The sequence below is a fragment of the Agromyces indicus genome, assembly GCF_031432295.1.
GTDB lineage: Bacteria > Actinomycetota > Actinomycetes > Actinomycetales > Microbacteriaceae > Agromyces > Agromyces indicus.
On record NZ_JAVKGS010000001.1, the window covers coordinates 357990 to 378679 of the forward strand.

Annotated in this window: 20 protein-coding genes and 1 tRNA gene; 5 read left to right on the top strand and 16 right to left on the bottom strand. The window is 72.4% G+C overall.

The features are described from left to right. Nucleotide 1 precedes the first annotated feature (1 nt). The 4 genes from RH861_RS01675 to RH861_RS01690 form a co-directional block, all read right to left on the bottom strand. Entirely contained in the window at nt 2-535 is a 534-nt protein-coding gene (locus RH861_RS01675; RefSeq protein ID WP_248599852.1) for an FHA domain-containing protein FhaB/FipA, read from the bottom strand. Continuing rightward, a complete protein-coding gene (locus tag RH861_RS01680; RefSeq protein ID WP_310519463.1) occupies nt 532-1278 on the bottom strand; it encodes an FHA domain-containing protein in 747 nt (248 codons plus the stop codon). The genes RH861_RS01675 and RH861_RS01680 overlap by 4 nt, the downstream gene beginning before the upstream one ends. A 99-nt stretch (nt 1279-1377) precedes the next feature. Continuing rightward, nucleotides 1378-3897, bottom strand: coding sequence for a glycoside hydrolase family 65 protein (locus RH861_RS01685; RefSeq protein WP_310519464.1), 2520 nt, complete (start codon nt 3895-3897; stop codon nt 1378-1380). After that, nucleotides 3894-4622 carry an HAD family hydrolase gene (locus tag RH861_RS01690; RefSeq protein WP_374760955.1) on the bottom strand — a complete coding sequence of 243 codons (729 nt, stop codon included), beginning with the start codon at nt 4620-4622 and terminating at the stop codon, nt 3894-3896. Before RH861_RS01690 ends, RH861_RS01685 begins: the two co-directional genes overlap by 4 nt. Nucleotides 4623-4962: 340 nt before the next feature. Here RH861_RS01690 and RH861_RS01695 point away from each other — a divergent pair. Then, nucleotides 4963-5046 (top strand) — tRNA-Leu (locus tag RH861_RS01695). An 83-nt stretch (nt 5047-5129) separates the two neighbouring features. Then, nucleotides 5130-5795 (top strand): phosphatase PAP2 family protein, encoded by a 666-nt coding sequence (locus tag RH861_RS01700; RefSeq protein WP_310519465.1) that lies wholly within the window; start codon nt 5130-5132, stop codon nt 5793-5795. A gap of 50 nt (nt 5796-5845) precedes the next feature. On the opposite strand, the gene RH861_RS01705 is transcribed toward RH861_RS01700, so the two are convergent. After that, nucleotides 5846-6568, bottom strand: a complete 723-nt coding sequence (locus RH861_RS01705) for an SOS response-associated peptidase (protein WP_310519466.1) — start codon at nt 6566-6568, stop codon at nt 5846-5848. Nucleotides 6569-6789: 221 nt separating this feature from the next. Between RH861_RS01705 and RH861_RS01710 the strand changes: the two genes are divergently transcribed. Then, complete coding sequence (locus RH861_RS01710) at nt 6790-8562, top strand: LVIVD repeat-containing protein (RefSeq protein WP_310519467.1); 1773 nt, start codon at nt 6790-6792, stop codon at nt 8560-8562. A 114-nt stretch (nt 8563-8676) separates the two neighbouring features. On the opposite strand, the gene RH861_RS01715 is transcribed toward RH861_RS01710, so the two are convergent. From RH861_RS01715 to RH861_RS01760, 10 genes are all read right to left on the bottom strand, one after another. Then, nucleotides 8677-9333: a DUF305 domain-containing protein gene (locus RH861_RS01715; protein WP_197466982.1), complete on the bottom strand. Its 657-nt coding sequence runs from the start codon at nt 9331-9333 to the stop codon at nt 8677-8679. Between the two features lie 131 nt (nt 9334-9464). Further along, nucleotides 9465-9638 (bottom strand): hypothetical protein, encoded by a 174-nt coding sequence (locus tag RH861_RS01720; RefSeq protein WP_310519468.1) that lies wholly within the window; start codon nt 9636-9638, stop codon nt 9465-9467. A gap of 101 nt (nt 9639-9739) precedes the next feature. Next, nucleotides 9740-10750: an SDR family oxidoreductase gene (locus RH861_RS01725; RefSeq protein ID WP_310519469.1), complete on the bottom strand. Its 1011-nt coding sequence runs from the start codon at nt 10748-10750 to the stop codon at nt 9740-9742. 77 nt (nt 10751-10827) lie between these two features. Beyond that, nucleotides 10828-12063 (bottom strand): non-homologous end-joining DNA ligase, encoded by a 1236-nt coding sequence (ligD, locus tag RH861_RS01730; protein ID WP_310519470.1) that lies wholly within the window; start codon nt 12061-12063, stop codon nt 10828-10830. Between the two features lie 9 nt (nt 12064-12072). Continuing rightward, the gene (locus RH861_RS01735) at nt 12073-13068 is read right to left on the bottom strand and encodes a hypothetical protein (protein WP_310519471.1); all 996 of its coding nucleotides are present in this window, start codon (nt 13066-13068) and stop codon (nt 12073-12075) included. 63 nt (nt 13069-13131) lie between these two features. Continuing rightward, nucleotides 13132-13623 (bottom strand): hypothetical protein, encoded by a 492-nt coding sequence (locus RH861_RS01740; RefSeq protein ID WP_310519472.1) that lies wholly within the window; start codon nt 13621-13623, stop codon nt 13132-13134. A 76-nt stretch (nt 13624-13699) separates the two neighbouring features. Further along, entirely contained in the window at nt 13700-14944 is a 1245-nt protein-coding gene (locus RH861_RS01745) for a cytochrome P450 (protein WP_310519473.1), read from the bottom strand. A gap of 66 nt (nt 14945-15010) precedes the next feature. Then, entirely contained in the window at nt 15011-15355 is a 345-nt protein-coding gene (locus RH861_RS01750) for a CDGSH iron-sulfur domain-containing protein (RefSeq protein ID WP_310519474.1), read from the bottom strand. After that, entirely contained in the window at nt 15352-16443 is a 1092-nt protein-coding gene (locus RH861_RS01755; protein WP_310519475.1) for an iron-containing redox enzyme family protein, read from the bottom strand. Before RH861_RS01755 ends, RH861_RS01750 begins: the two co-directional genes overlap by 4 nt. Before the next feature lie 116 nt (nt 16444-16559). Further along, on the bottom strand, nt 16560-17657 hold the full coding sequence (locus RH861_RS01760; RefSeq protein ID WP_310519476.1) for a trans-sulfuration enzyme family protein: 1098 nt from the start codon (nt 17655-17657) through the stop codon (nt 16560-16562). 203 nt (nt 17658-17860) lie between these two features. On the opposite strand from RH861_RS01760, the gene RH861_RS01765 reads away from it, so the two are divergent. Continuing rightward, a complete protein-coding gene (locus RH861_RS01765; RefSeq protein ID WP_310519477.1) occupies nt 17861-18778 on the top strand; it encodes a DNA-3-methyladenine glycosylase family protein in 918 nt (305 codons plus the stop codon). A 128-nt stretch (nt 18779-18906) separates the two neighbouring features. Here the strand turns inward: RH861_RS01765 and RH861_RS01770 are convergent, their stop codons facing one another. After that, the gene (locus tag RH861_RS01770) at nt 18907-19275 is read right to left on the bottom strand and encodes a metalloregulator ArsR/SmtB family transcription factor (protein ID WP_310519478.1); all 369 of its coding nucleotides are present in this window, start codon (nt 19273-19275) and stop codon (nt 18907-18909) included. Between the two features lie 90 nt (nt 19276-19365). Between RH861_RS01770 and RH861_RS01775 the strand changes: the two genes are divergently transcribed. Continuing rightward, entirely contained in the window at nt 19366-20688 is a 1323-nt protein-coding gene (locus tag RH861_RS01775) for an NAD(P)-binding domain-containing protein (protein ID WP_310519479.1), read from the top strand. Nucleotides 20689-20690: the final 2 nt, after the last annotated feature.

Here is a 20690-nt window from a genome sequence, read left to right on the forward strand (position 1 = left end):
GCTACCGCCGCAGCTCGAACGTCGTCGCCCCCACCTTGACGGTGGCTCCGAGCGGGATGGGCTGCGGCACGGTGACCCGGGAGCCGTTGAGGAACGTGCCGTTGGTGGAGTCGAGGTCCTGGATCATCCAGCGGCCGTTCCACAGCATGAGCCGGGCGTGGTGCGTCGAGGTGTAGTCGTCGCGGATGATGATCGCCGAGTCGCTGGACCGGCCGATCGTGATCTCATCGCGACCGAGGGGGAACTCGGCGCCGGCCTTGGCGCCGGAGGTGATCACGAGCCGGGTGGCGTTCTCGCTCGTGGCATCGGCACCGCCGCCGCCGGAGGGCGGCGCCGGGCGGTTGACCGCGGCTGTGGGGGCCGCGGGCCCGGCCGACGGGGCCGGTGCGGGTCCGGCTGCTGCGACATCCGGCTGCAGCTTTCGCACGCGCTGGCCGAAGAGGTCGCTGCGGAGCGCGTACACGATCGCGAAGACGAAGACCCACAGCAGCACGAGGAAGCCGAGCTGGAGGACGAGGAGGGTCAGTTCACTCATTCGGCCGGCCCCCAGAAACCGCCCGCATCGCGGCGCTGACCGGGGTCGACTCGTCGCCCGACGGCGGTGTCGGACGGATCGGCCTGGGCGAGCACCCGGAACACGATACGCGAGCGCCCGATGCTGATGACGGAGTCGGGCTCGAGCACCGCCTCCTTCACCGGGGCGCCGTTCAGCTGCGTGCCGTTCGTCGATCCGAGGTCGCGCAGGCGCGCGCGCTGGCCGTCCCACTGCACCTCGACGTGGCGGCGCGAGGCGCCGGCGTCGTCGAGCGTGACATCCGCTTCGCTGCCGCGACCGATGACGGTGCGGCCCTTGAGGAGCGGGTACCGCCGGCCGTCGACGTCGAGGACCGGGGTCCACGCGACACGGCCTTTCACGTTCTGCGAGTCGACCTGGACCATGCCCTCGGACAGGCTCGTGTCGGCCTGCAGCTCGATGCGGATGCCGCCGGCGAACTGGAAGCGCTGGCTCGCCGCGTGCTTCTGCACGAGGTCGACGAGCTCGTCGATGAGCGCCGGCCCGAGCGACGACATGCGCTCGTGGTCGGCGGGCGACATGCGCACCGCGAACCGGTTCGGCACGAGCACGCGGTCGCGCGAGACGACCGCCGCCTTCGTGTCGATCTCGCGCTTGAGCGCCGCGGTGATCTCGACGGGCTGCAGCCCCGAGCGGAAGGTCTTCGCGAAGGCGCCGTTGACGGCGCGCTCGAGACCCTTCTCGAAGTTGTCCAGTAGGCCCACAGGTCTCCCGTCCGGTCCGTGACTCGACTGACATGCTAGCCCCAGCCCGTGCGAACGCGCCGGGGGCGGCCCGGAACGATGCGGTTCCGGGATGCGGCGTCAGTCGAAGACGGCGGCCGCCTCCTCTTCGTCGACGTCGAGCGACAGCGTCGGGATCGACGCGGTCAGCAGGGTGCCGTCGGCGCGGCGGGTGCCCCGCACGTTCTGCATGGTCGGCGCTCCCACGCGGCGCGCGCCGTGGCCGTCGAGCGCGACCACGAGCGGGGCGCCGGGGGTGACGACGAGACGCTCGCCGCGCACCTCGAGCGGCACCGTGGCATCCGCTTCACCGTCTTCGATCGTGAACCGGATCGCCTCGGCCGTCAGGTCGACGCGGATGCGCGTGCCGCGCAGCGTGAGGCGGAACGAGAGGCGGTCCCACCCGTCGGGCAGGCGCGGGTCGAACGTGAACCGGCCGTTGTGGTCGCGGAAGCCGCCGAACCCGGAGACCAGCCCCGCCCAGACGCCGCCCGTCGACGCGACGTGCACCCCGTCGGCCGCGTTGTGGTGCAGGTCGGCGAGGTCGACGAATAGCGCCGAGCGGAAGTACCGCAGCGCCAGCTCGTGGTAGCCCACCTCGGCCGCGATGATCGACTGCACGACCGCCGACAGCGTCGAGTCGCCCGTGGTCAGCGGGTCGTAGTACTCGAAGTCGGCGAGCTTCTCCTCGGTCGTGAAGCGGTCGCCCTGCAGGTAGAGGGCGAGCACGACGTCGGCCTGCTTCAGCACCTGGAAGCGGTAGATCACCAGCGGGTGGTAGTGCAGCAGCAGCGGCAGGCGGTTGTCGGGGGTGTGCTCGAGGTCCCAGAGCTCCTTCTCGAGGAAGGCCGAGTCCTGCGGGTGCACGCCGAGCTGCGGGTCGAACGGGATGTGCATGTGCGCCGCCGCGCGCCGCCAGCTCGCCACCTCGGCCGGCGTCACGCCGAGCCGCTCGACGAGGCGCTTGTGGGCGTCGGGGTGGTTCACCTGCAGGTTGTCGACGGCGGATGCCGCGGCCGCGAGGTTCGCCCGTGCCATGACGTTCGTGTAGAGGTTGTCGTTCACGACCGTCGTGTACTCGTCGGGGCCCGTGACGCCGTGGATGTGGAAGACGTCGTCGGTGTTGGTGCGCCAGAAGCCGAGGTCCTCCCACATGCGGGCGGTCTCGACGAGGATGTCGATCGCGCCTCGCGCGAGGAAGTCCTCGTCTCCGGTGGCCGATACGTACTGGCACAGGGCGTAGGCGATGTCGGCGTCGATGTGGTACTGCGCGGTGCCGGCGGCGTAGTACGCGCTCGACTCGAGACCGTTGATCGTGCGCCACGGGAAGAGGGCCCCGCGCTGGTTCAGCTCGAGCGCGCGGGCGCGGGCGGCGTCCAGCATCCGCTGCCGGAACCGCAGCACGTTGCGGGCCACGATCGGCGCCGTGTAGCTGAGGAACGGCATCACGTAGATCTCGGAGTCCCAGAAGTAGTGACCGCCGTAGCCCGAACCCGAGACGCCCTTGGCCGCGACGCCGCCGCCGTCGGTACGGGCGGTCGCCTGCGCGAGCTGGAACAGGTTCCAGCGCGTCGCCTGCTGCAGCTCCGGCTGTCCGCCGATCTCGACGTCGGACCGCGCCCAGTAGTCGTCGAGCCACGCGTGCTGCTGCTCGAACAGCTCGGCCACGCCGACCTCGGCGCCGCGGTCGAGCGTGCGGTCGCAGCGGTCGACGAGCTCGCGCGCCGGCACCTTGCGGGCGGTGTGGTAGCTGATCAGCTTGGTGATGCGGATCGGCACGCCCTGACGTGCCCGCACCCGGTACGTGTGCTTCGCCAGGTCGTCGCCGATGTAGCCGGTCTCGGTGAACTCGTTCTCGGTCGCGATCGAGTGCCGGGCGCCGACCGAGATGGTCATGCCCGAGTTCGTGCACTGGTAGCCGAGGATGTAGTGCCCGCCGTCGCCGCGCTGCACGCGCGGCTGGAGCACGCGCTCGGTGAAGGTCTCGGCCTTGCGCGGGTCGAAGGCGCCCGGCGCCTCGGTCACGCCGGCGCGGTACTCGTCGCGGCCGTCCTGCCGGTTGAGGATCTGGCTGGAGATCGTCACCGCGGCGTCGGCGTCGAGCAGCTCGACCTCGTAGTCGATGACGCCCAGGTGGCGGTCGGTGAAGCTCGTCATGCGGCGGCTGGTGATGAGCACGCGCTTGCCCGACGGCGTGCGCCACTCGATGCGGCGGCTGAGGAAGCCCAGCCGGAAGTCGAGGCGGCGCTCGTACGACATGATCTCGGCCTCGGTGATGACGAGCGGCTCGTCGTCGACGTAGAGGCGGATCGTCTTGGCATCCGGTGCGTTCACGATGGTCTGGCCGACCCGCGCGAAGCCGAACGCCTCCTCGGCGTGGCGGATGGGCCAGGTCTCGTGGAAGCCGTTGATGAAGGTGCCGTGCATGTGGCCGTCACGGCCCTCTTCGACGTTGCCGCGCAGGCCGAGGTAGCCGTTGCCCACGGCGAACAGCGTCTCGGTGCGGCCCATGTCGTCGGCGCCGAACTCGGTCTCGACGAGCGCCCACTCGTCGACGGGGAAGATCGAGCGGTTCAGGGGGTCGGTGTCGGCGAACCTCATGCGCGGTCCTCTTCGGTGGTGGTGCGTGCGGGGGTCGTGGGGTCGCCGTCGTTGCGAACGGCGGATGCCTCGCCGGCGCGCTCGAGCGCCGGGATGAGCTCGTCGAGCTCGTCGACGGTCACGTCGGCGCCGAGTTCGATCAGCGCATCGCGGCCCACGCCGCGGTCGACGCCGACGACGAGGGCGAACGGACCGGACGCACCGGCCTTCACGCCGGACTCCGCGTCCTCGATGACGGCGCACTCCTCGGGCGGCAGCCCGAGCAGCTCGGCCGCGCGCAGGAACATGTCGGGCGCGGGCTTGCCGGGGATGCCCTCGCGCGCGGCGACCGCGCCGTCGACGACGACCTCGAACCGGTCGGCGATGCCCGCCGCCTCGAGCACCGCGGGCGCGTTCTTCGAGCTGGAGACCACGGCGACCTCGCCGCCGGCGCGCTCGATCGCGTCGAGCAGGGCGACGCTCGCCGGGTACGGCCGCACGCCCTCCTCGGCGAGGGTCTGGTTGAACGCGTCGTTCTTCCGGTTGCCGAGCCCGTGCACGGTGTCGAGCGTCGCGGCATCCGTCACCTCGCCCTCGGGCAGGGTGATGCCCCGGCTGGCCAGCAGCGAGCGGACCCCGTCGTAGCGCGGCTTGCCGTCGATGTACGCGTAGTAGTCGGCGTCGCGGTAGGGCTCGGCGCCGTGCGCCTCGAGGAACGGCGCGAACAGCCGGGCCCACGCGTGCATGTGCACCACGGCCGTCGGCGTGAGCACCCCGTCGAGGTCGAAGAGCCAGCCGCGGATGCCGCCGAGCTCGACCTCGGATGGGTCGACGGGCGCGCTGACGCGCAGGCTCGCGCGATCGTCGCGGGGGTGGGTCACGGGCGATCCTTTCGATCGGGGGAACTGGTCGGGGCGCCGGTGCCGGTAGTCAAGGCTATGCCCGCGCCGAGGGGCGGCGCGAGGGGTTGCAGCGACTCCGAGCGGATGCCGAGGTCGGGTGGTTGGGGGAGGGGGAGTGGGCAGATGCCACGCGCAGGTATGTTAGTCTCGGTTGGCTGGTTCGCACCTGTGTGGGAGCTGGTATGCGCAAGTGGCGGAATAGGCAGACGCGCACGGTTCAGGTCCGTGTGCCCGTGAGGGCGTGGGGGTTCAACTCCCCCCTTGCGCACCGAAGCGAACGGCCCGGGTCATCGACCCGGGCTGTTCTTCGTTTCCCGGGCGGCCGGCGCCCGGGTGGCTAGGCTGCCGGGCATGCACGCGTTCGTCCGCTCCTTCGTCCTCCCGGCGCCCGGGGTGGTCGCGGTGCTCGCCGCCGCGGGCCGGATCATCCGCGTCGTGGGCGGCGACGACCCGCGCGAGGACCGGGCGGTCCGCGCGCTCCAGTCCGCGTTCGGGCACGGACCCGACGCCGCGCCCGTCGAGTCGGCCGAGCATCGCGAGGTGCTCGATCGGGTCACCGGTCCGCTCTCGTGGTACTCGGGCGTGCCGCAGACGATCGGGAACGGGGCGTTCTGGTGCGGCTGGATCTCGGTGCTCACGCGCGACTGGCGCTCCGCCGCAGCGCCCGGCGCGGCGCTCGCGCTCGAGACCGCGTGCTTCGTCGGATCCGCGGCCCTCGTGGGTCGACCGCGACCGCGTGGCGTGTGGCGGCCCGAGCAGCCGCACGCGACCTCGTCGTTCCCCTCCGGGCACACGGCTGCGGCCGTCGCGCTCCACACCACGCTGGCCGACCTCGTCGACCGGTACGGCGTGCGAGGCTCCCGCGTCCTCGGGCCGCTGCTGCGGTACGTCATCCCGGGCGGGATCGCGTTCTCGCGGATCTATCGCGGGCAGCACCACGTCTCGGACACGGTCGCGGGGGTCCTGCTCGGCAGATGGAGCGCCCGAGTGGTCCGGCGGGCGCTGCTGTCGCGGTAGGCGGGCGTCGTCCCGTCACACGTCGCGACGATGCGCGGCGGGCGGGCTGCTCAGAGGAGCGTCGGCTCGTCGCCCAGGGGCTCGATGAGGCCCGGGTCGTGGGGGTCGATGCGGCGGTGGTTGTTCACGCGCGGGTCGACCTCGTACTCGGTGATCGTCGGCGCGACCCGGTCGGACTGCGCGAGGAGGAAGTCGACCATGGCCTGCGCGTCGGCGGGGGAGAGCTTGGCGGGGTCGAGGTACTGGTCGACCGCGTCGAGGGGGAGGTACACCGGCATCCGGTCGTGGATCTCGCCGGACGCGTCGCGCGCCTCGCGCGTGATGATCGAGGTCGAGACCTCCCAGGTGTCGTCGTCGAGCTTGCGCGCGGTGGAGATCGCGGCGGCGGCGAGGAGGTCGTCGGGTCCGTGCAGGTAGTGGGCGCGCTTCTTGCCCGGCTCGCCCGTCCATTCGTAGTAGCCGCGCATCGGCACGATGCAGCGGCCGGACGCGAAGGCCCCCTTCCAAAGCCCGTTCGTCGCGACGGTCTCGATGCGACTGTTGAATTGCGGCCGCTTCGACTCCTTCATGAACGCGGGATGGAAGTCCCAGCGGGCCGGCTCGAGCCGCCGGACGAACTCGCCCGTGTCGGACTTCGCCCGCTCGCGCACGATCGGGATCGTATCGGTGGGCGCGAGGCTGTAGGAGGGCCGCCAATCGGCGAAGTCGTTCTCGGCGTCGAAGACCGCGGTCAGGTCGTCGACCTCCTGCGAGACCACGAAACGTCCGCACATGGGCACCCTCCGATCCGGATGACGCGAGCCTACGCCCCGCGGCCGACACGTCGATCCGTAATGTGAGGAAAGCTCGGAAAGCGGTTGCTGACATTCGGCCGATTCATAGCTATGTTTGGGCCAGAGATGGCCCCAGGAGGGCTCGAGCCGCACGACGAGGTGCGGCTCGACTGCGTCCCGAAGGGCTCGATCGCTACCGCGAAAGAGAGGGCACCACTTCCATGAGAAACACGACCCAACCCGTGCGACGGCGCAGGCGCGCCATCGCCGCGGCCGGAGCCTTCGTGCTCGGCGCGTCGCTGATGACCGCCACGGCCGCCGCCGCCGAGGACGACCCCCGCGTCGGCATGCCCGGCGGCTACCTCGACGCCCCCGTCGCCACGAGCGGCGTCGAACTGCTCGAGAGCATCCCCCGCCAGGGCGCGTTCGACGCCGCCCCCGGCAACTTCAGCTACGTCAACTCCGACCTGGCCTTCACGGGCGACCACGCCATCGTGGGCAACTACAACGGCTTCCAGGTCTACGACGTCTCCGACCCGGCCGTTCCGGCACTGAAGTCGCAGTTCGTCTGCCCCGGCGGCCAGGGCGACGTCTCGGTCTACGGCGACCTGCTGTTCATGTCGGTCGAGGAGAACCGCGGTCGCATCGACTGCGGCACGGCGTCGATGCCCTCGGTCAGCCCGGAGCGATTCCGCGGCATCCGGATCTTCGACATCAGCGACATCGACAACCCCGTGCAGCTGCCGGGCGTGCAGACCTGCCGTGGTTCGCACACCCACACGGTCGTCACCGACCCGGATGACCCGAACAACGTGTACCTCTACAACTCGGGCACGTCGAGCATCCGCTCGGCGCTCGAGCTGGCGGGCTGCAGCACCGGTGGTGCGACGAGCGAGAACCCGACGCAGTGGCGCATCGACGTCATCAAGGTGCCGCTCGCGGCCCCGGAGACGGCCTCGATCGTGAGCCAGCCGCGCATCTTCCAGAACTACGAGACCGGCGCGGTCAACGGCCTGCAGAACGGCCCGACCCAGCCGCGTCACCCGTCGGGCGGCACCTACTCGCCGAGCCCGAACACGAACACCTGCCACGACATCACGGCCTTCCCGGAGATCGGGCTCGCCGCGGGCGCGTGCCAGGGCAACGGCATCCTCCTCGACATCACCGACCCGGTGAACCCGGTGCGCACCGATGCCGTGGCGGACGTCAACTTCGCGTACTGGCACTCGGCGACCTTCAACAACGACGGCACGAAGGTGGTCTTCACCGACGAGTGGGGCGGCGGTACGCAGGCCCGATGCCTGCCCGACCAGCCCGCATGGGGCGCCAACGCGCTCTTCGACATCGTCGACGGCAAGCTGCAGTTCGCCAGCTACTACAAGCTGCCCGCACCGCAGACCGCCCAGGAGAACTGCGTCGCCCACAACGGCACGCTGATCCCGGTGCCGGGCCGCGACATCATGGTGCAGGCGTGGTACCAGGGCGGCATGTCGATCTTCGACTTCACCGACACGGCGAACCCGACGGAGATCGCCTTCCTCGACCGCGGTCCGCTCAACCCCAACGCGCTCACCCTGAGCGGGTACTGGTCGACCTACTGGTACAACGGCAACATCCTCGGCAGCGAGATCGCTCGAGGATTCGACTCGATGGCCCTCACCCCGACCGCACAGCTCTCGGCCAACGAGATCGCCGCCGCCGGTGAGATCGAGTGGGACGAGCTGAACGCGCAGCTCCAGGGTATGTACGAGCACGCGCCGAGCCTCGCCGTCGCCGGGTCGTACGTCGACCAGGCCGAGCGTGCCGGCACCCTGACGGGCAAGGCCCTGGCCGAGGTGCGCAAGCACCTGGCCGAGGCCGGCGTGCTCGTCGCCGACGGCTCGAGCAAGCGCGCGATCATCGCGCAGCTCGACAACGCCATCCGCAAGGCCGGCCCCGATGCCGACGCCAGCGTGATCCAGGCGCTCACCGAGCTGAAGGCCTCCTTCAGCTGACGCCTCGGCGGGGAGGCCGCCACGGCCTCCCCGCCCGGCACGACGATGCCCGGCGCTCCTCGAGCGCCGGGCATCGGTGCGTCGGGGCTCGGCACCGCCGAGGCCGCGGGACGATCAGGTGCGGTCGGCGAGCATCTGCTGCATGCGCGTGATCTCGATCCCCTGGTCGCTCTCGACGTGGCGCGCGAACTGGCCGATCGATGCCTCCTGCCCGCCACCGGCGGCCCACAGGTCGGCGGTCATCTCCATCGCGCCCTGGTGGTGCTGGATCATGTACTCGAGGAACAGCCGGTCGAACTCGGCGCCCTTCGCCGCCTCGAGCTCGGCGAGCTGCTCGTCGGTGAGCATGCCGGGCATGTCGTGGCCGCCGCCGTGGCCGCCGTGCTCGTCGCGGAGCGGCGTGCCGCGCTCCTGCAGCCAGGCGGCCATCTGGTCCATCTCGCCGTCCTGGCTGAGCCGCATCCGCTCGGCGAGCAGACGGATGTCGCGGTCGCGCGTGCGATCCTCGACGTACCCGGTCATGGTCAGCGCCTGCTCGTGATGCAGGATCATCATCTGCATGTACTCGATGTCGGCCTCGGTGTGGCCGGCCTGCTCGAGCGAAGCCGCCTCCTCGGGCGACATGGTGCGGTTCGGCTCCCCCGGTGCACCGAGCTGCACGATCGGACCGGTCGGCTCCGGGACCTCCGGCGCGCCGGGCGTGCAGGCGGTCAGGCCCAAGCCGAGCGCGACCGTCGTGCCGAACACCAGGGATCGCCGGAGCACCGTCATCCTGAATACCTCATCTTCGTCGAAGAGCATCGGACGACCGGCGATGGGTGCCACCGCCGGTCGGATGCGTTCCATTCAACTCGAAACCGGCGGGATGCGCGAATGGCACCGAGCGGACGTTCAGGCGGCGGTCAGCGACCGCCGAACTCCTCCTGATCGTCCTCCGGGTCGGCCACATCCTCCATGACGACCTCGGCGTCGTCCTCGCCGACGCCCTCGCTCTCGAGCTCCAACTCGTACTCGACCTCCGCCTCGCGGCCCTTGTCGAAGCCCCGGCCCAGCGGGTTGTCGAAGTTGATGGTCATGGGGTTCCCCTTCCCTCATCGCGCGCACCGCTCGGTCGTGGGCGGGTCGCGTGCAGTCAGGCTAGTCCGGCGGCGGTGCCGGTGGAACGGGTTGACGCGGATCAGCGGCGCGGCAGCGCGAGGATGCGCTCGAACGCGGCATCCGCCACCGGGTCGACCTGCTGCAGCTCGGGGTGCGCGTCGTGGAACTCGATGATCCGCCGCGCGCCCTCGTCGAAGGTCACGGTGGTGCGGAACTCGGGCACGAGCGCCTTCACCTTCGCATTGTCGAACACCATCGAGTGCGCCTTGTCGCCGAGCAGCCCCGGCCCCCACTGCGGGTGCACGGCGGCGATGGTCTCGGATGCCACGTGCACGAACTCGGGATCGGCGACACCCGCCGCATCAGCCAGCCAGCCGTAGATCTGGTTCCAGGTGGGCGCGTGATCGCCCGTGATGTGGAACGTGTCGCCGACGGCCATCGGGTTGCCGAGGATGCCGACGAAGGCGACGGCGAAGTCCGAGTGGTGGGTGATGGTCCACAGGCTCGTGCCGTCGCCGTGCACGACGACGGGCCGGCCGGCGCGCATCCGGGCGACGTCGGTCCAGTGCCCCAGCGTCGGCAGCAGCGTCGCGTCGTAGGTGTGGGAGGGGCGCACGATCGTCGCCGGGAACCCGCGCTCGCGCACGGCCGCGACGAGCAGGTCCTCGCAGGCGATCTTGTCGCGCGAGTAGTCCCAGACGGGGTTCACGAGCGGCGTCGACTCGGTGACCGGCAGCCGGCTCGGCGGCGTCTGGTACGCCGAGGCCGAGCTGATGAAGACGTACTGCCCGATGCGCCCCTCGAACAGCTCGAGGTCGACCCGCACGTGGTCGGGGGTGAACGCGGTGAACTCGCACACGACGTCGAACTCGAGCGGGTCGCCGCCCTGCCGGCCGAGGGCCTCGCGCACCGAGTGGGGGTCGCGGATGTCGCCGACGACCTGCCGCACCTCCGGTGGCAGCGGCCTGAGGCTCGAGGAGCCGCCGCGGTTCAGCACCGTCACGTCGTGTCCCACGGCCACCGCGCGGGCCACGCACGCCGAGCTGATGATGCCGCTGCCGCCGATGAAGAGGATCCGCTTCGAGCTCATCGGACCATGCTGTCATCTTCGGGGGGTGGTGGGGGTCTCGGTACGGGCGCTTCGCGTCCTACTCGACCACCGGCAGCTCAGCCGGTGCGGCCCGCCCAGGGGTCGTAGTCGACGAGGAGCGGTTCCTGCTCGGGCCGCTCGCCCTCGGGCACGTGCTGCAGGTTGATGCGCACGCGGTACCAGAGCGAGCTCGATCCCCGCATGCCGTCGAGCATGACGTCGGCGGGCGACAGGTGCGCCACCACGTCGGCGTGCGCCGACTTCCAGCGTTCGAGCGCGTCGAGCGCCTCGGGCTTGGTCTCGGTGCGGGCGACCTCGATGAGCGGCATCCGCGACTCGCGGCGACCGGTGCCGCCCGACGCGTTCGACCCGCGCGGCGCCTTCTCGGCCGGGCCGAGCTCCTCGGCGAGGCGGAGCAGCCCCTCGAGCCCGCCGGCGGCATCGTCGATGCCTGCGTGCGGGTCGCCCAGCTCGGCGAAGCGCTCGAGCACGGTGGCCACGGTGAACTCCTCCGGTCGACGCGTGCGCACCTCGGCCCAGTCGAGCGGCGTCGAGACCCGGGCGTCGGGCAGCGGGCGAACCGAGTAGGCGGATGCCACGGTGCGGTCCTTGGCGTTCTGGTTGAAGTCGACGAAGACGCTCTCGCCGCGCTCCTCCTTCCACCAGCGCGCCGTGGCGAGTCCGGGTGCACGGCGCTCGACCTCGCGCGCCAGGGTCTCGGCGGCGAGGCGGACCTCGCGGTAGTCCCACTCGGGACGGATGCGGACGAGCAGGTGCATGCCCCGCGAGCCCGAGGTCTTCGGCCAGCCCACGAGCCCGTGGTCGTCGAGCACGTCGCGGGCGATCATCGCGACGTCGACGATCTGCGACCAGTCGACGCCCGGCATCGGATCGAGGTCGACGCGCAGCTCGTCCGGGTGGTCGAGGTCCTCCGCTCGCACGGGATGCGGGTTGAGGTCGAGGCAGCCGAGGTTCACGACCCAGGCCAGGCCCGCGGCATCCCGGACGACCGCCTCTTCGGCCGACGTGCCCGACGCATACCGGAGCGTCGCGGTGTCGATGAAGTCCGGATGGTTCTCCGGGACGCGCTTCTGGAAGAACGGCTCCTGGCCGATGCCCTTCACGAAGCGCTTCAGCACCATGGGCCTGCCGCCCGCGCCCCGCAGCGCGCCGTCGGCGACGGCGACGTAGTAGTTCACGAGGTCGAGCTTGGTGAGGCCGGCGTCGGGGAAGACGACCTTGCCGGGATGGCTCACGCGGACGCCGTGGCCCCCGACGTCGAGGACCACCGCGTCATCCTTCGCGGCCGCCACGACACCACACTATGGGGTGACGGATGCCGGCGCGACGGGCACGCCGTGCCCGTCGCCGGAGCCGGACGGGCCGTCCTGCTCGCCGCCCCAGTCCTGCTCGGCGGCGTCCGCCTCGTCGTCCACGGCCGGCGCGGCCGGGAGCAGTTGCATGAGGATCGCCCCGGCCAGGCAGGCGGCGCCGACCAGCGCGAGCAGCGACGCGACCGGTGAGGCGTCGCCGATCGGCCCGCCGAAGGTCGAGGCGAGCTGTTCGCCGAGCCCGATGCCCGCGCCCCACAGGAAGAAGCTCGTCGCGTGGACGAGGAGCAGTCCGCAGGTGACCACGAGGTGGGTGTTCACGAGCCCGCGCACCGCACCGACGAGGGCCGCGACCGCTGCGGCGATCGTGACGAACGCGGCGCCGAACGCCCACACGGCCGGCGTGGCGTCCACCCCGCCGGGGCCGGCCCCGAGCACGAGGTAGATCTGACCCATGTCGAGCGCGGGCACCCGCGCGAGCGGATTCCACAGCAGCAGGTGCAGGGCGCCCAGCGCGATCACGAGGAGGTTCGCCGTCGCGAGCACGGCGACCGCGACCGGCACGCGCCCCGGCGGCGACGGATCACGGCGGTGCTCCGCGACCCCGAAGACGATGAGCGCGTACCCGATGACGGCCGCGGCGAGGGCGAGGAGGATGAGGAACGGCGATCGCGCCGCGCCCGACAGCTGCACCACGATGGGCGTCGCGACCGCGGCTGCCACCGCGAGAGCGCGCCGCCAGGCGGCCGGTTCGCCCGCGGTCAGGAGGAGGGCCGTGCCCACCGGCAGCGCGACCCACACGCCGGCGAACTCCATCGCCTGCGAGGCCGCCGCGACGATGGCGCGCCACTGCTCGGAGGGGAACGTGAGCAGCGCGAGGTCGACCGACACGCTCGTCGCCGCCAGGATCACCGCCGCCGCGAGGAACGAGACACCCGCGCGCGCGTGCCGACCCGCGAAGGGGGAGCGTCGCGGCATCCGGGCCATGGCGACCTCATCTCGTGCTCGGCAGCGCGTGCCGTTGCCACCAGATTGGCACGGATGCCGGTGTCAGGGAACGGGGTTGCGCTCCCTCGGGTCCGACCCGCGCGGGTCGGCTCGCTCGGCGCGCGGCGCGGCGGCGTGCGCCCACGGATGCAGCAGATCGAGGAGCACGAGCACCGCGGCGAGCTCGACCACGCCCATCACGAAGTACAGCGCCTGCAGGACGCTGAACGGGATGTAGACCATCTGGACGAAGATCCACACGAGGATGCCGAAGCCAGCCACCGCGGCGGCGAGCATCGCCCAGCGCATGCGGCGCACGACCATCACGAGCGCGACAGCCTGGGTGCCGCCCACCACGAGGCCGAGTGCGAGGCCCGGCAGGAGCGTCGACGCGAACGGCGACCCGGCCAGGTACGAGTCCGGGATCGCGATCGGGGACCCGCCGAGGTCGACGACCGCGCCGATCACGAGCATCACCCCGCCCAGGACCGACGTCACCGCCGTGAAGCCCAGCGCGGACAGCAGGACGATCCGCGCGACGCGCTGCAGCGACATCCGTCACCACCCCCTCGATCGGACCCCTTCAGCATGGCGCCGCCGGGTCGTCGGCCGGGGGACCAAAGCCCCGGCGTCAGTCGCGCATCTGCACGCGCAGCCGGTCCATCGGCAGTGCGGGGATGTGCCGGAGGCTGATCCGCAGGTCCTGGTCGGGCACCGAGAACGGGCGCGTCGCGGCGAGCTGGGCGAACCGGGCGGTGAGCGCGATCGTCGCCGCCTCGCCCGGGCACCGGTGCCCGGTGGCGGCGTCCCCGCCTCCCTGCGGCACGAGCGTGTTCGGATCGCCGTCCCAGCCCTCGAACCGCTCCGGAAGGAACCGTCCCGGTTCCTCCCAGATGCGCTCGTCGTGGTTCGTCGCGTAGAGGTCGAGGATGACGCGGTCGCCGGGTTCGAAGTCGCGGCCGCGCCAGTCGAACGGGCGCTGCACCGTGCCGGAGATGACGGGGAAGAACGGGTAGAAGCGCCGCACCTCGTTGGCGACGCGGGTCGCCGCGTCGGCGTCGCGCTCGACCTTCGCATGCCACTGCGGGTGCGTGTGCATGGCGTGCACGGTGAACACGAGGTACCGGCTGACCGCGACGATCGGACGCAGGAGGTTCAGCACCTCGACGGCGGCGACCTCCTCGGGCAGCGGCGCGCCGTGGTCGTCGGAGCCGTCGGCGATCGTGCGGATGGCCGAGTCGGGATCGGCCTGCACGCGCGCCGCCCGCACGTCGGCGACGAGCTCGGCGGCCCACTCCTCCGCGCCGCGGCGCCGCACCCTGGCGACCCAGTTCACCGGGCCGATCGAGCTGGCACGATCGACCATCGCGGCGAGCCGGCCGGCGAGGTCGCGGTCGTCGACGCGGTCGGCCGGGATGCCCGCCCACGACAGCGCCGCGCGCGTCAGCACGAGGTTGCCGAGGTCGTACAGGGGCACCTCGTGGCCGGCGTGCTCGGCGCGCACGCGGGTCCACTCGCGTTCGAACGCCGCGATGAGCCGGGCGACGCTCGCGTCGTCGAGCATGCGCATGAACATGCTCTTGCGGTGCCGGTGGGGCGGGCCCTCGAGGGTCTGCACGCTGCCCTCGTCCTGCAGCAGGTGCTGCACCGACGACGGCATGGCGCGTTCGCGCGAGAACCGGTCGCCCTCGTAGAAGACGGATGCCGCCTCGCGCCCATGCATCACGGTCGCACGCATCCCGGCCAGCCGAGCCTCGAACGCGTCGCTGCCGAGCTTCCGGAACCGGCGGGTGCCGTAGAGGTAGCCGTTCTTGAGGAACGCCAGCGTGTCGTCGGGGGCGGGTGAGCGGGGGATCACGGTAGGGGTGTCGCTCATCGTTCCACGGTAGGCCGGATCGGCCGGGAGCGGGAACGGGGTTGACGACCGTCCGCCCTGAACCGCTCAGTCGGGACGATCGGATCGCGCCCCGACGGGAGCGTCGGATCCATCGGTCCGCTCGACGAGCGCCGCGGCCTCCGCCGCGGAGAGGGGCTCGGCGAGGGTCACGGCGGGCGTGCGCGCCGGCGGTTCGGTGCGGAACCCGATCGACTTGTGCGAGCCGTCGCAGAACGGGCGCGTCGCCGACGCGCCGCAGCGGCACAGCGCCATGGTGCGGCGCTGGCCGCCAAGGGGGGTGCCCTGTTCGTCGACGAGGTCGATGTCGCCGCGCACGATCAGCGGCCCGTTGACGCAGGCCGTGACGGTGACCGGTCGGGCGGATGCCGCGTCGCCGGACGTGCGGCTCATGGGAGCGGCATCCGCAACGCCGACTCGCCGCGCTCGAACGCCTCGCGGAGCCCGCCCCACAGGCGGCCGTCGATCGTGAGGCACGCCGACGCCCCGAAGAGGATGTCGTCGACGAGCGCGGGCTCGGTCTCGGCGAGCCCGCCGGCGAGGTCGTTCGCCGCGAGCTGCTCGTGCACCGCATCGGCCTCGACGTGCTCGTCGAAGTACTCGACGACCTGCGGGTCGAAGCCGAGCCGGCGCAGGCCGCGCGCGTAGGCGCGGCACGGCAGCGACGAGGTCATCTCGTACGCGGCGAGGTGCCCGACGATGGCGCCGCGCCACCGCCGGTGCAGGCCGAAGAACGACATGAGGTTCATCGACGCGAAGACGCGCGCCGGGACGTGGTCGGCGTAGGCGCCGTACCGGTCGTCGAGCCCCGCCGCGCGGAGCGCCGCCCCGTAGAGGGCCGCGTGCTGGCGTTCGGGGCGTCCGTCGCCGTATTCGTCGGCCTGGATCTCGACGAGTGCGACCTTGGCCCGGCCGTGGAGTCGCGGGATCGCCCACGTGTGCGGGTCGGCCTCCTTGAGCGTGTAGATCGACCGGCAGGCGAGCACCTCGCGCACCTGCTCCTCGGTCGCGTCGCGCTCGACCCACGCCGAGAGTCCCGGGGTGTCGTCGAGGGAGGTCAGTTCGAAGAGGGCCTCGGGCACGCCGCGCGTGGCGGTCGGCTGCGGCACCGTCCGTCGGAGCGCGAGCTCGAACGCGCGCTCGAGGTCGAGCCGCACCTGCAGCAGCCGCGGCTCCCACTCCCAGCTGTCGGGCACGCCCTCGATGCCGCCGTAGTGGAGCTCGTAGAGGAGGAACAGCGCGAGCTGGATGTCGTCGTCGTCGAGCACGTCCCGCGTGCGGGCGAGCGCACCGGTCGCGCTCGCGTCGACGAGGTCGAGCCCCGCCAGGCGCTGGTGCGTCATGGTGCGCAGCAACGCCGCGCTGAGCGGGCCGCGCGGCGACGGAGGCGACATGGGCCGCATGGGATCGGATGCCCCGTGGCCCGTCGGCTCCTCGTCGTGCCCCGGATCGATCGGGGTCGGGGCGTCGGTCAACGTCACGTACCCGCCTCCTCGCTTGTCGTGCTCGCCACGCTACGACGGTGCGAGGCAGGCAGGCAGGGGGTTGACCGCCTCCGCGGGCCGGACTACGGCCGGCGGGCGCTCCGGTGCCCGGCTCAGTCGGTCGCGACCGGAGGCGCGGCCGCGTCGAGCGCGCGCTCGAGGTCGCGGACGAGGTCGTCGGGGTGCTCCAGTCCGACCGACAGGCGCACGAGTCCCTCGGGGATCGTCTCGGCCTCCGCGGGCCAGCGCCGACGCCGCTCGAGCGTCGACTCGACGCCGCCGAGGCTCGTGGCGTGCAGCCACACGCGCGTCGACTCGGCGACCCGCTCCGCGGCATCCGCCCCGCCCTGGACCACGATCGACACGATCGTGCCGAAGCCCGGGTACCGCACCTCCTCGAGCGCCGGATGCCCGTCGAGGCGCTCGGCGATCGCCCTCGCCGTCGACTGCATGCGCTCGAGCCGCACCGGCAGGGTGCGCAGGCCGCGCAGCGCGAGGAACGCCTCGAACGCGCCCGGGATCGCGCCGTTGAGCCGACGCCGCTGCTCGATGCGGGCGAGCAGCTCGTCGTCGCGGCCGATCACGGCGCCCATGAGCACGTCGCTGTGGCCCGCGATCGACTTCGTCGCCGAGTGCACCGAGAGGTGCGCGCCCGAGTCGAGCGGATGCTGCAGCAGCGGGCCCGCGAAGGTGTTGTCGACCGCGAACAGGGCCCCGGCATCGCGCGCGGCCCGGCCGATCGCCTCGAGGTCGGCGACCTCGAGGGCGGGGTTGGTGGGCGACTCGATCCAGACCAGGTCGGCGCCGGCCGCGGCATCCGCCACCTGCGGCGCGTCGCGCACGTCGATGTAGCGCACCTCGACCTCGCGGGCGGCGGCGAGGTCGTCGAGCTGGCCGATCGTGCCCGTGTACGAGTGGCGGGGGGCGACGACGACGCCGCCCGTCGGCACGAGGTCGAACACGGCCGCGATCGCGGCGATGCCGGAGGCGAATGACACGCAGCGGCCGCCCTCGAGGGCGCCGAGGGCCTCCTCGAACGCGGTCCAGGAGGGGTTGCCGTAGCGGCCGTAGGCGACCGGCCCGCCCGCCGAGTAGGTCGAGGTGAGGTGCACCGGCGTGTTGAGCGGCCCGTCGGGCACGCGCTCGGGCCGGCCGGCGTGGACGGCGAGCGTCTCGGGGTGCAGGTCGTGCAGGTCGTCGTGGTGGGTCACTGGGGCTCCTCGGGTCCGTGCGTCATCCGATCCTCCCGCACTCGACGCGGTGGCTGGGGTGGGGTTGCGGCGCGCGTTCCTCGACGCGAGCGCGCGGTCTCGCGACGGGCGCGCGGCGAACGCGCCGCGCGCTCGTCGCGGATCCGCGCACTCGGGTGCCTCTGTCGAGGCGCCGCGTCAGGGGGAGGGCGCACACTGGAGGGGTGACCCCCGATCTCGCCCTCGACTGGCGGGCGCCGCACGAGACCTCGGTCGTGCAGACGCTCGGCCCCCTGCGGCGCGGCCCGGGCGATCCGGCGTTCGCGCTGGGGCCCGACGGCTCGGTGTGGCGCACGACGTCGACGGATGCCGGAGCGGCGACCCTGCGCGTCCGGCAGCTCGGCCCCGACCTGGTGCGGTGCGAGGCCTGGGGTCCGGGGGCCGAGGCGGCCATCGCGCTCGCGCCGTCGATGCTGGGGGAGCGCGACGACACGTCGGCGTTCGCCCCCGACCTGCCCGTGCTCGCCGACGCGCACCGCCGCAATCCGGGCCTGCGCGTGCCGCGCACGGCGCGCGTGATGGAGGCGCTCGTGCCCGCGATCCTCGAGCAGAAGGTGATCTCGCTGCAGGCGCACGCCTCGTGGCGCCGGCTGCTCCAGCGCTTCGGGGCGGTCGCGCCGGGGCCGACGCCCCGTCCCATGCGGGTCGTGCCGTCGGCGAGCGGATGGCGCGCCATCCCGTCGTGGGAATGGCACCGTGCGGGCGTCGACCCGCGCCGTGCGGCGACCGTCCAGCGCGTCGCCGCGTACGCCGACCGCCTCGAGGAGGCGGCGGACCTGCCGCCGGCGGAGGCGATCGCGCGACTCACGCACCTCCCGGGCGTCGGCATCTGGACCGCTGCCGAGGTCGCCCAGCGCGCGCTCGGCGACGCCGACGCGGTCTCGGTCGGCGATTACCACATCGCGAACTACGTGGGCCATGCGCTGTACGGGCGCGACATGACCGACGACGAGATGCTCCAAGCGCTCGCGCCATGGGCGGGGCACCGGTACCGCGTCATCCGCCTGCTCATGGCCGCGGGCGTGCCGGGGCGGCCGCGGCGCGGGCCGCGCATGGCGTTCGTCGATCACCGGGCGTACTGAGGCGAGCGGATGCCGCGGCTCCAGCCGCGCCGTCTGCGCGCCGCCAAGGGGACGCAACACGCCGTGCCACAAGGGCGGCCGCCGGCGTGTCGCGTCCCCTCGAGGGTGGGTGACGGGCGACCCTCGGCTCAGCGCGAGGCGGTGACGTCGAGCAGCTGCGAGAGTTCGCCGAGCGCGCCGGGGACGAGGCGGTAGTACGCCCACGTGCCGCGCTTGCTCCGGGTCAGGAACCCGGCCTCCATCAGGATCTTCAGGTGGTGCGACACCGTCGGCTGGCTGAGGCCGACGGGCTCGATGAGGTCGCACACGCACGCCTCCTCGCCGTCGGAGGCGGCGACGATCGACACGAGGCGCAGGCGGGTCGGGTCGGCGAGGGCCTTGAGCTTGCGGGCCAGGAGGTCGGCCTGGTCGGGCGCGATCGCCTCGCGCGTCAACGGCGCGCAGCAGGCGGCGGCGGTCGGCTCGGCCATCGGGAGCAGCTGCGGGGTCGTGGTCATACCGGCATCCTAGCTCGTATATTGACAAACTTCGATGGACTAGCCACACTCTGTATCGAAGTTCATCGATATCTCGGAGGCGCGCCCACCATGACCCTGATCGACCTCACCGCGCAGAGCCTGCAGGACCGCCGGCTCGCCACCCTCCCCGTGGCGATCATCGGCGCCGGCCCGGTCGGGCTCGCCGCCGCGGCCAACCTCGTCGAGCGCGGACTGGACTTCGTCGTCTACGAAGCCGGCGACGAGGTCGCCGCGAGCATCCGCACCTGGGGCCACACGCGGCTCTTCTCACCGTGGAAGCACGTCGTCGACCCCGCCTCGCGTCGACTGCTCGAGGCCACGGGCTGGCGGATGACTGCACCCGACTCGCTGCCGTCCGGGGCCGAGCTCGTCGAGCGCTACCTCGAGCCCCTCGCGGCGCTCGAGCCGATCGCCTCCCGCATCCGGACCGGCGTGAGGGTCGAGGCGGTCACCCGGCGTGGGATGGACCGCACGCGGACCGCGAACCGCGCGGCGACGCCCTTCCTGCTGCGCGTGCGCACCGCCGACGGCGTCGACGAGTTCACGGCGCGCGCCGTGATCGACGCCTCCGGCACGTACGACCAGCCCAACTCGCTCGCGTCGTCGGGCCTCGACCCGCTCGGCCTCGCCGAGGTCGCCGACCGCGTCACCCACGCGCTGCCCGACGTGCTCGGGCGCGAGCGGGCGCGCTTCGCCGGACGGCACACCACCGTCGTGGGCGCCGGTCACTCCGCGGCGAACACGCTGCTCGCGCTCGCCGAACTCGCGGAGGAGGAGCCGACGACGCGGGTCACTTGGCTCATCCGCACCGCGAGCGCGGTGCGCGTCACCACGTCGGAGGACGACGAGCTCGTCGCCCGCGCGACCATCGGCCGCCGGGTCGACCGGCTCGTGGCATCCGGACGCATCGAGGTCGTCGACCGCTTCGAGACGGTACGGCTCGGACGCACCGATGCGGGCGTACGACTCCACGGCCTGCGCGGAGACGACCTCGTCGAGCACGAGACCGACCTCGTCGTGAACGCCACCGGGTTCCGCCCCGACCTCGACATGGTGCGCGAGATCCGCCTCGACCTCGACGAGGTCGTGCAGGCGCCGCGCCGGCTCGCTCCGCTCATCGACCCCAACGTGCACACGTGCGGCACGGTCGAGCCGCACGGGTTCGCCGAGCTCGAGCACCCCGAGCCGGGATTCTTCCTCGCGGGGATGAAGAGCTACGGCCGCGCGCCGACGTTCCTGCTCGCGACGGGGTACGAGCAGGTCCGCTCGATCACGGCCTGGATCGCGGGCGACCAGGCAGCGGCCCGCAACGTCGAGCTCGTGCTGCCCGCGACGGGCGTCTGCTCGACGAGCCTGCCCGCCGCTGCGGGTTCCTCGGGCTGCTGCGGGTGACG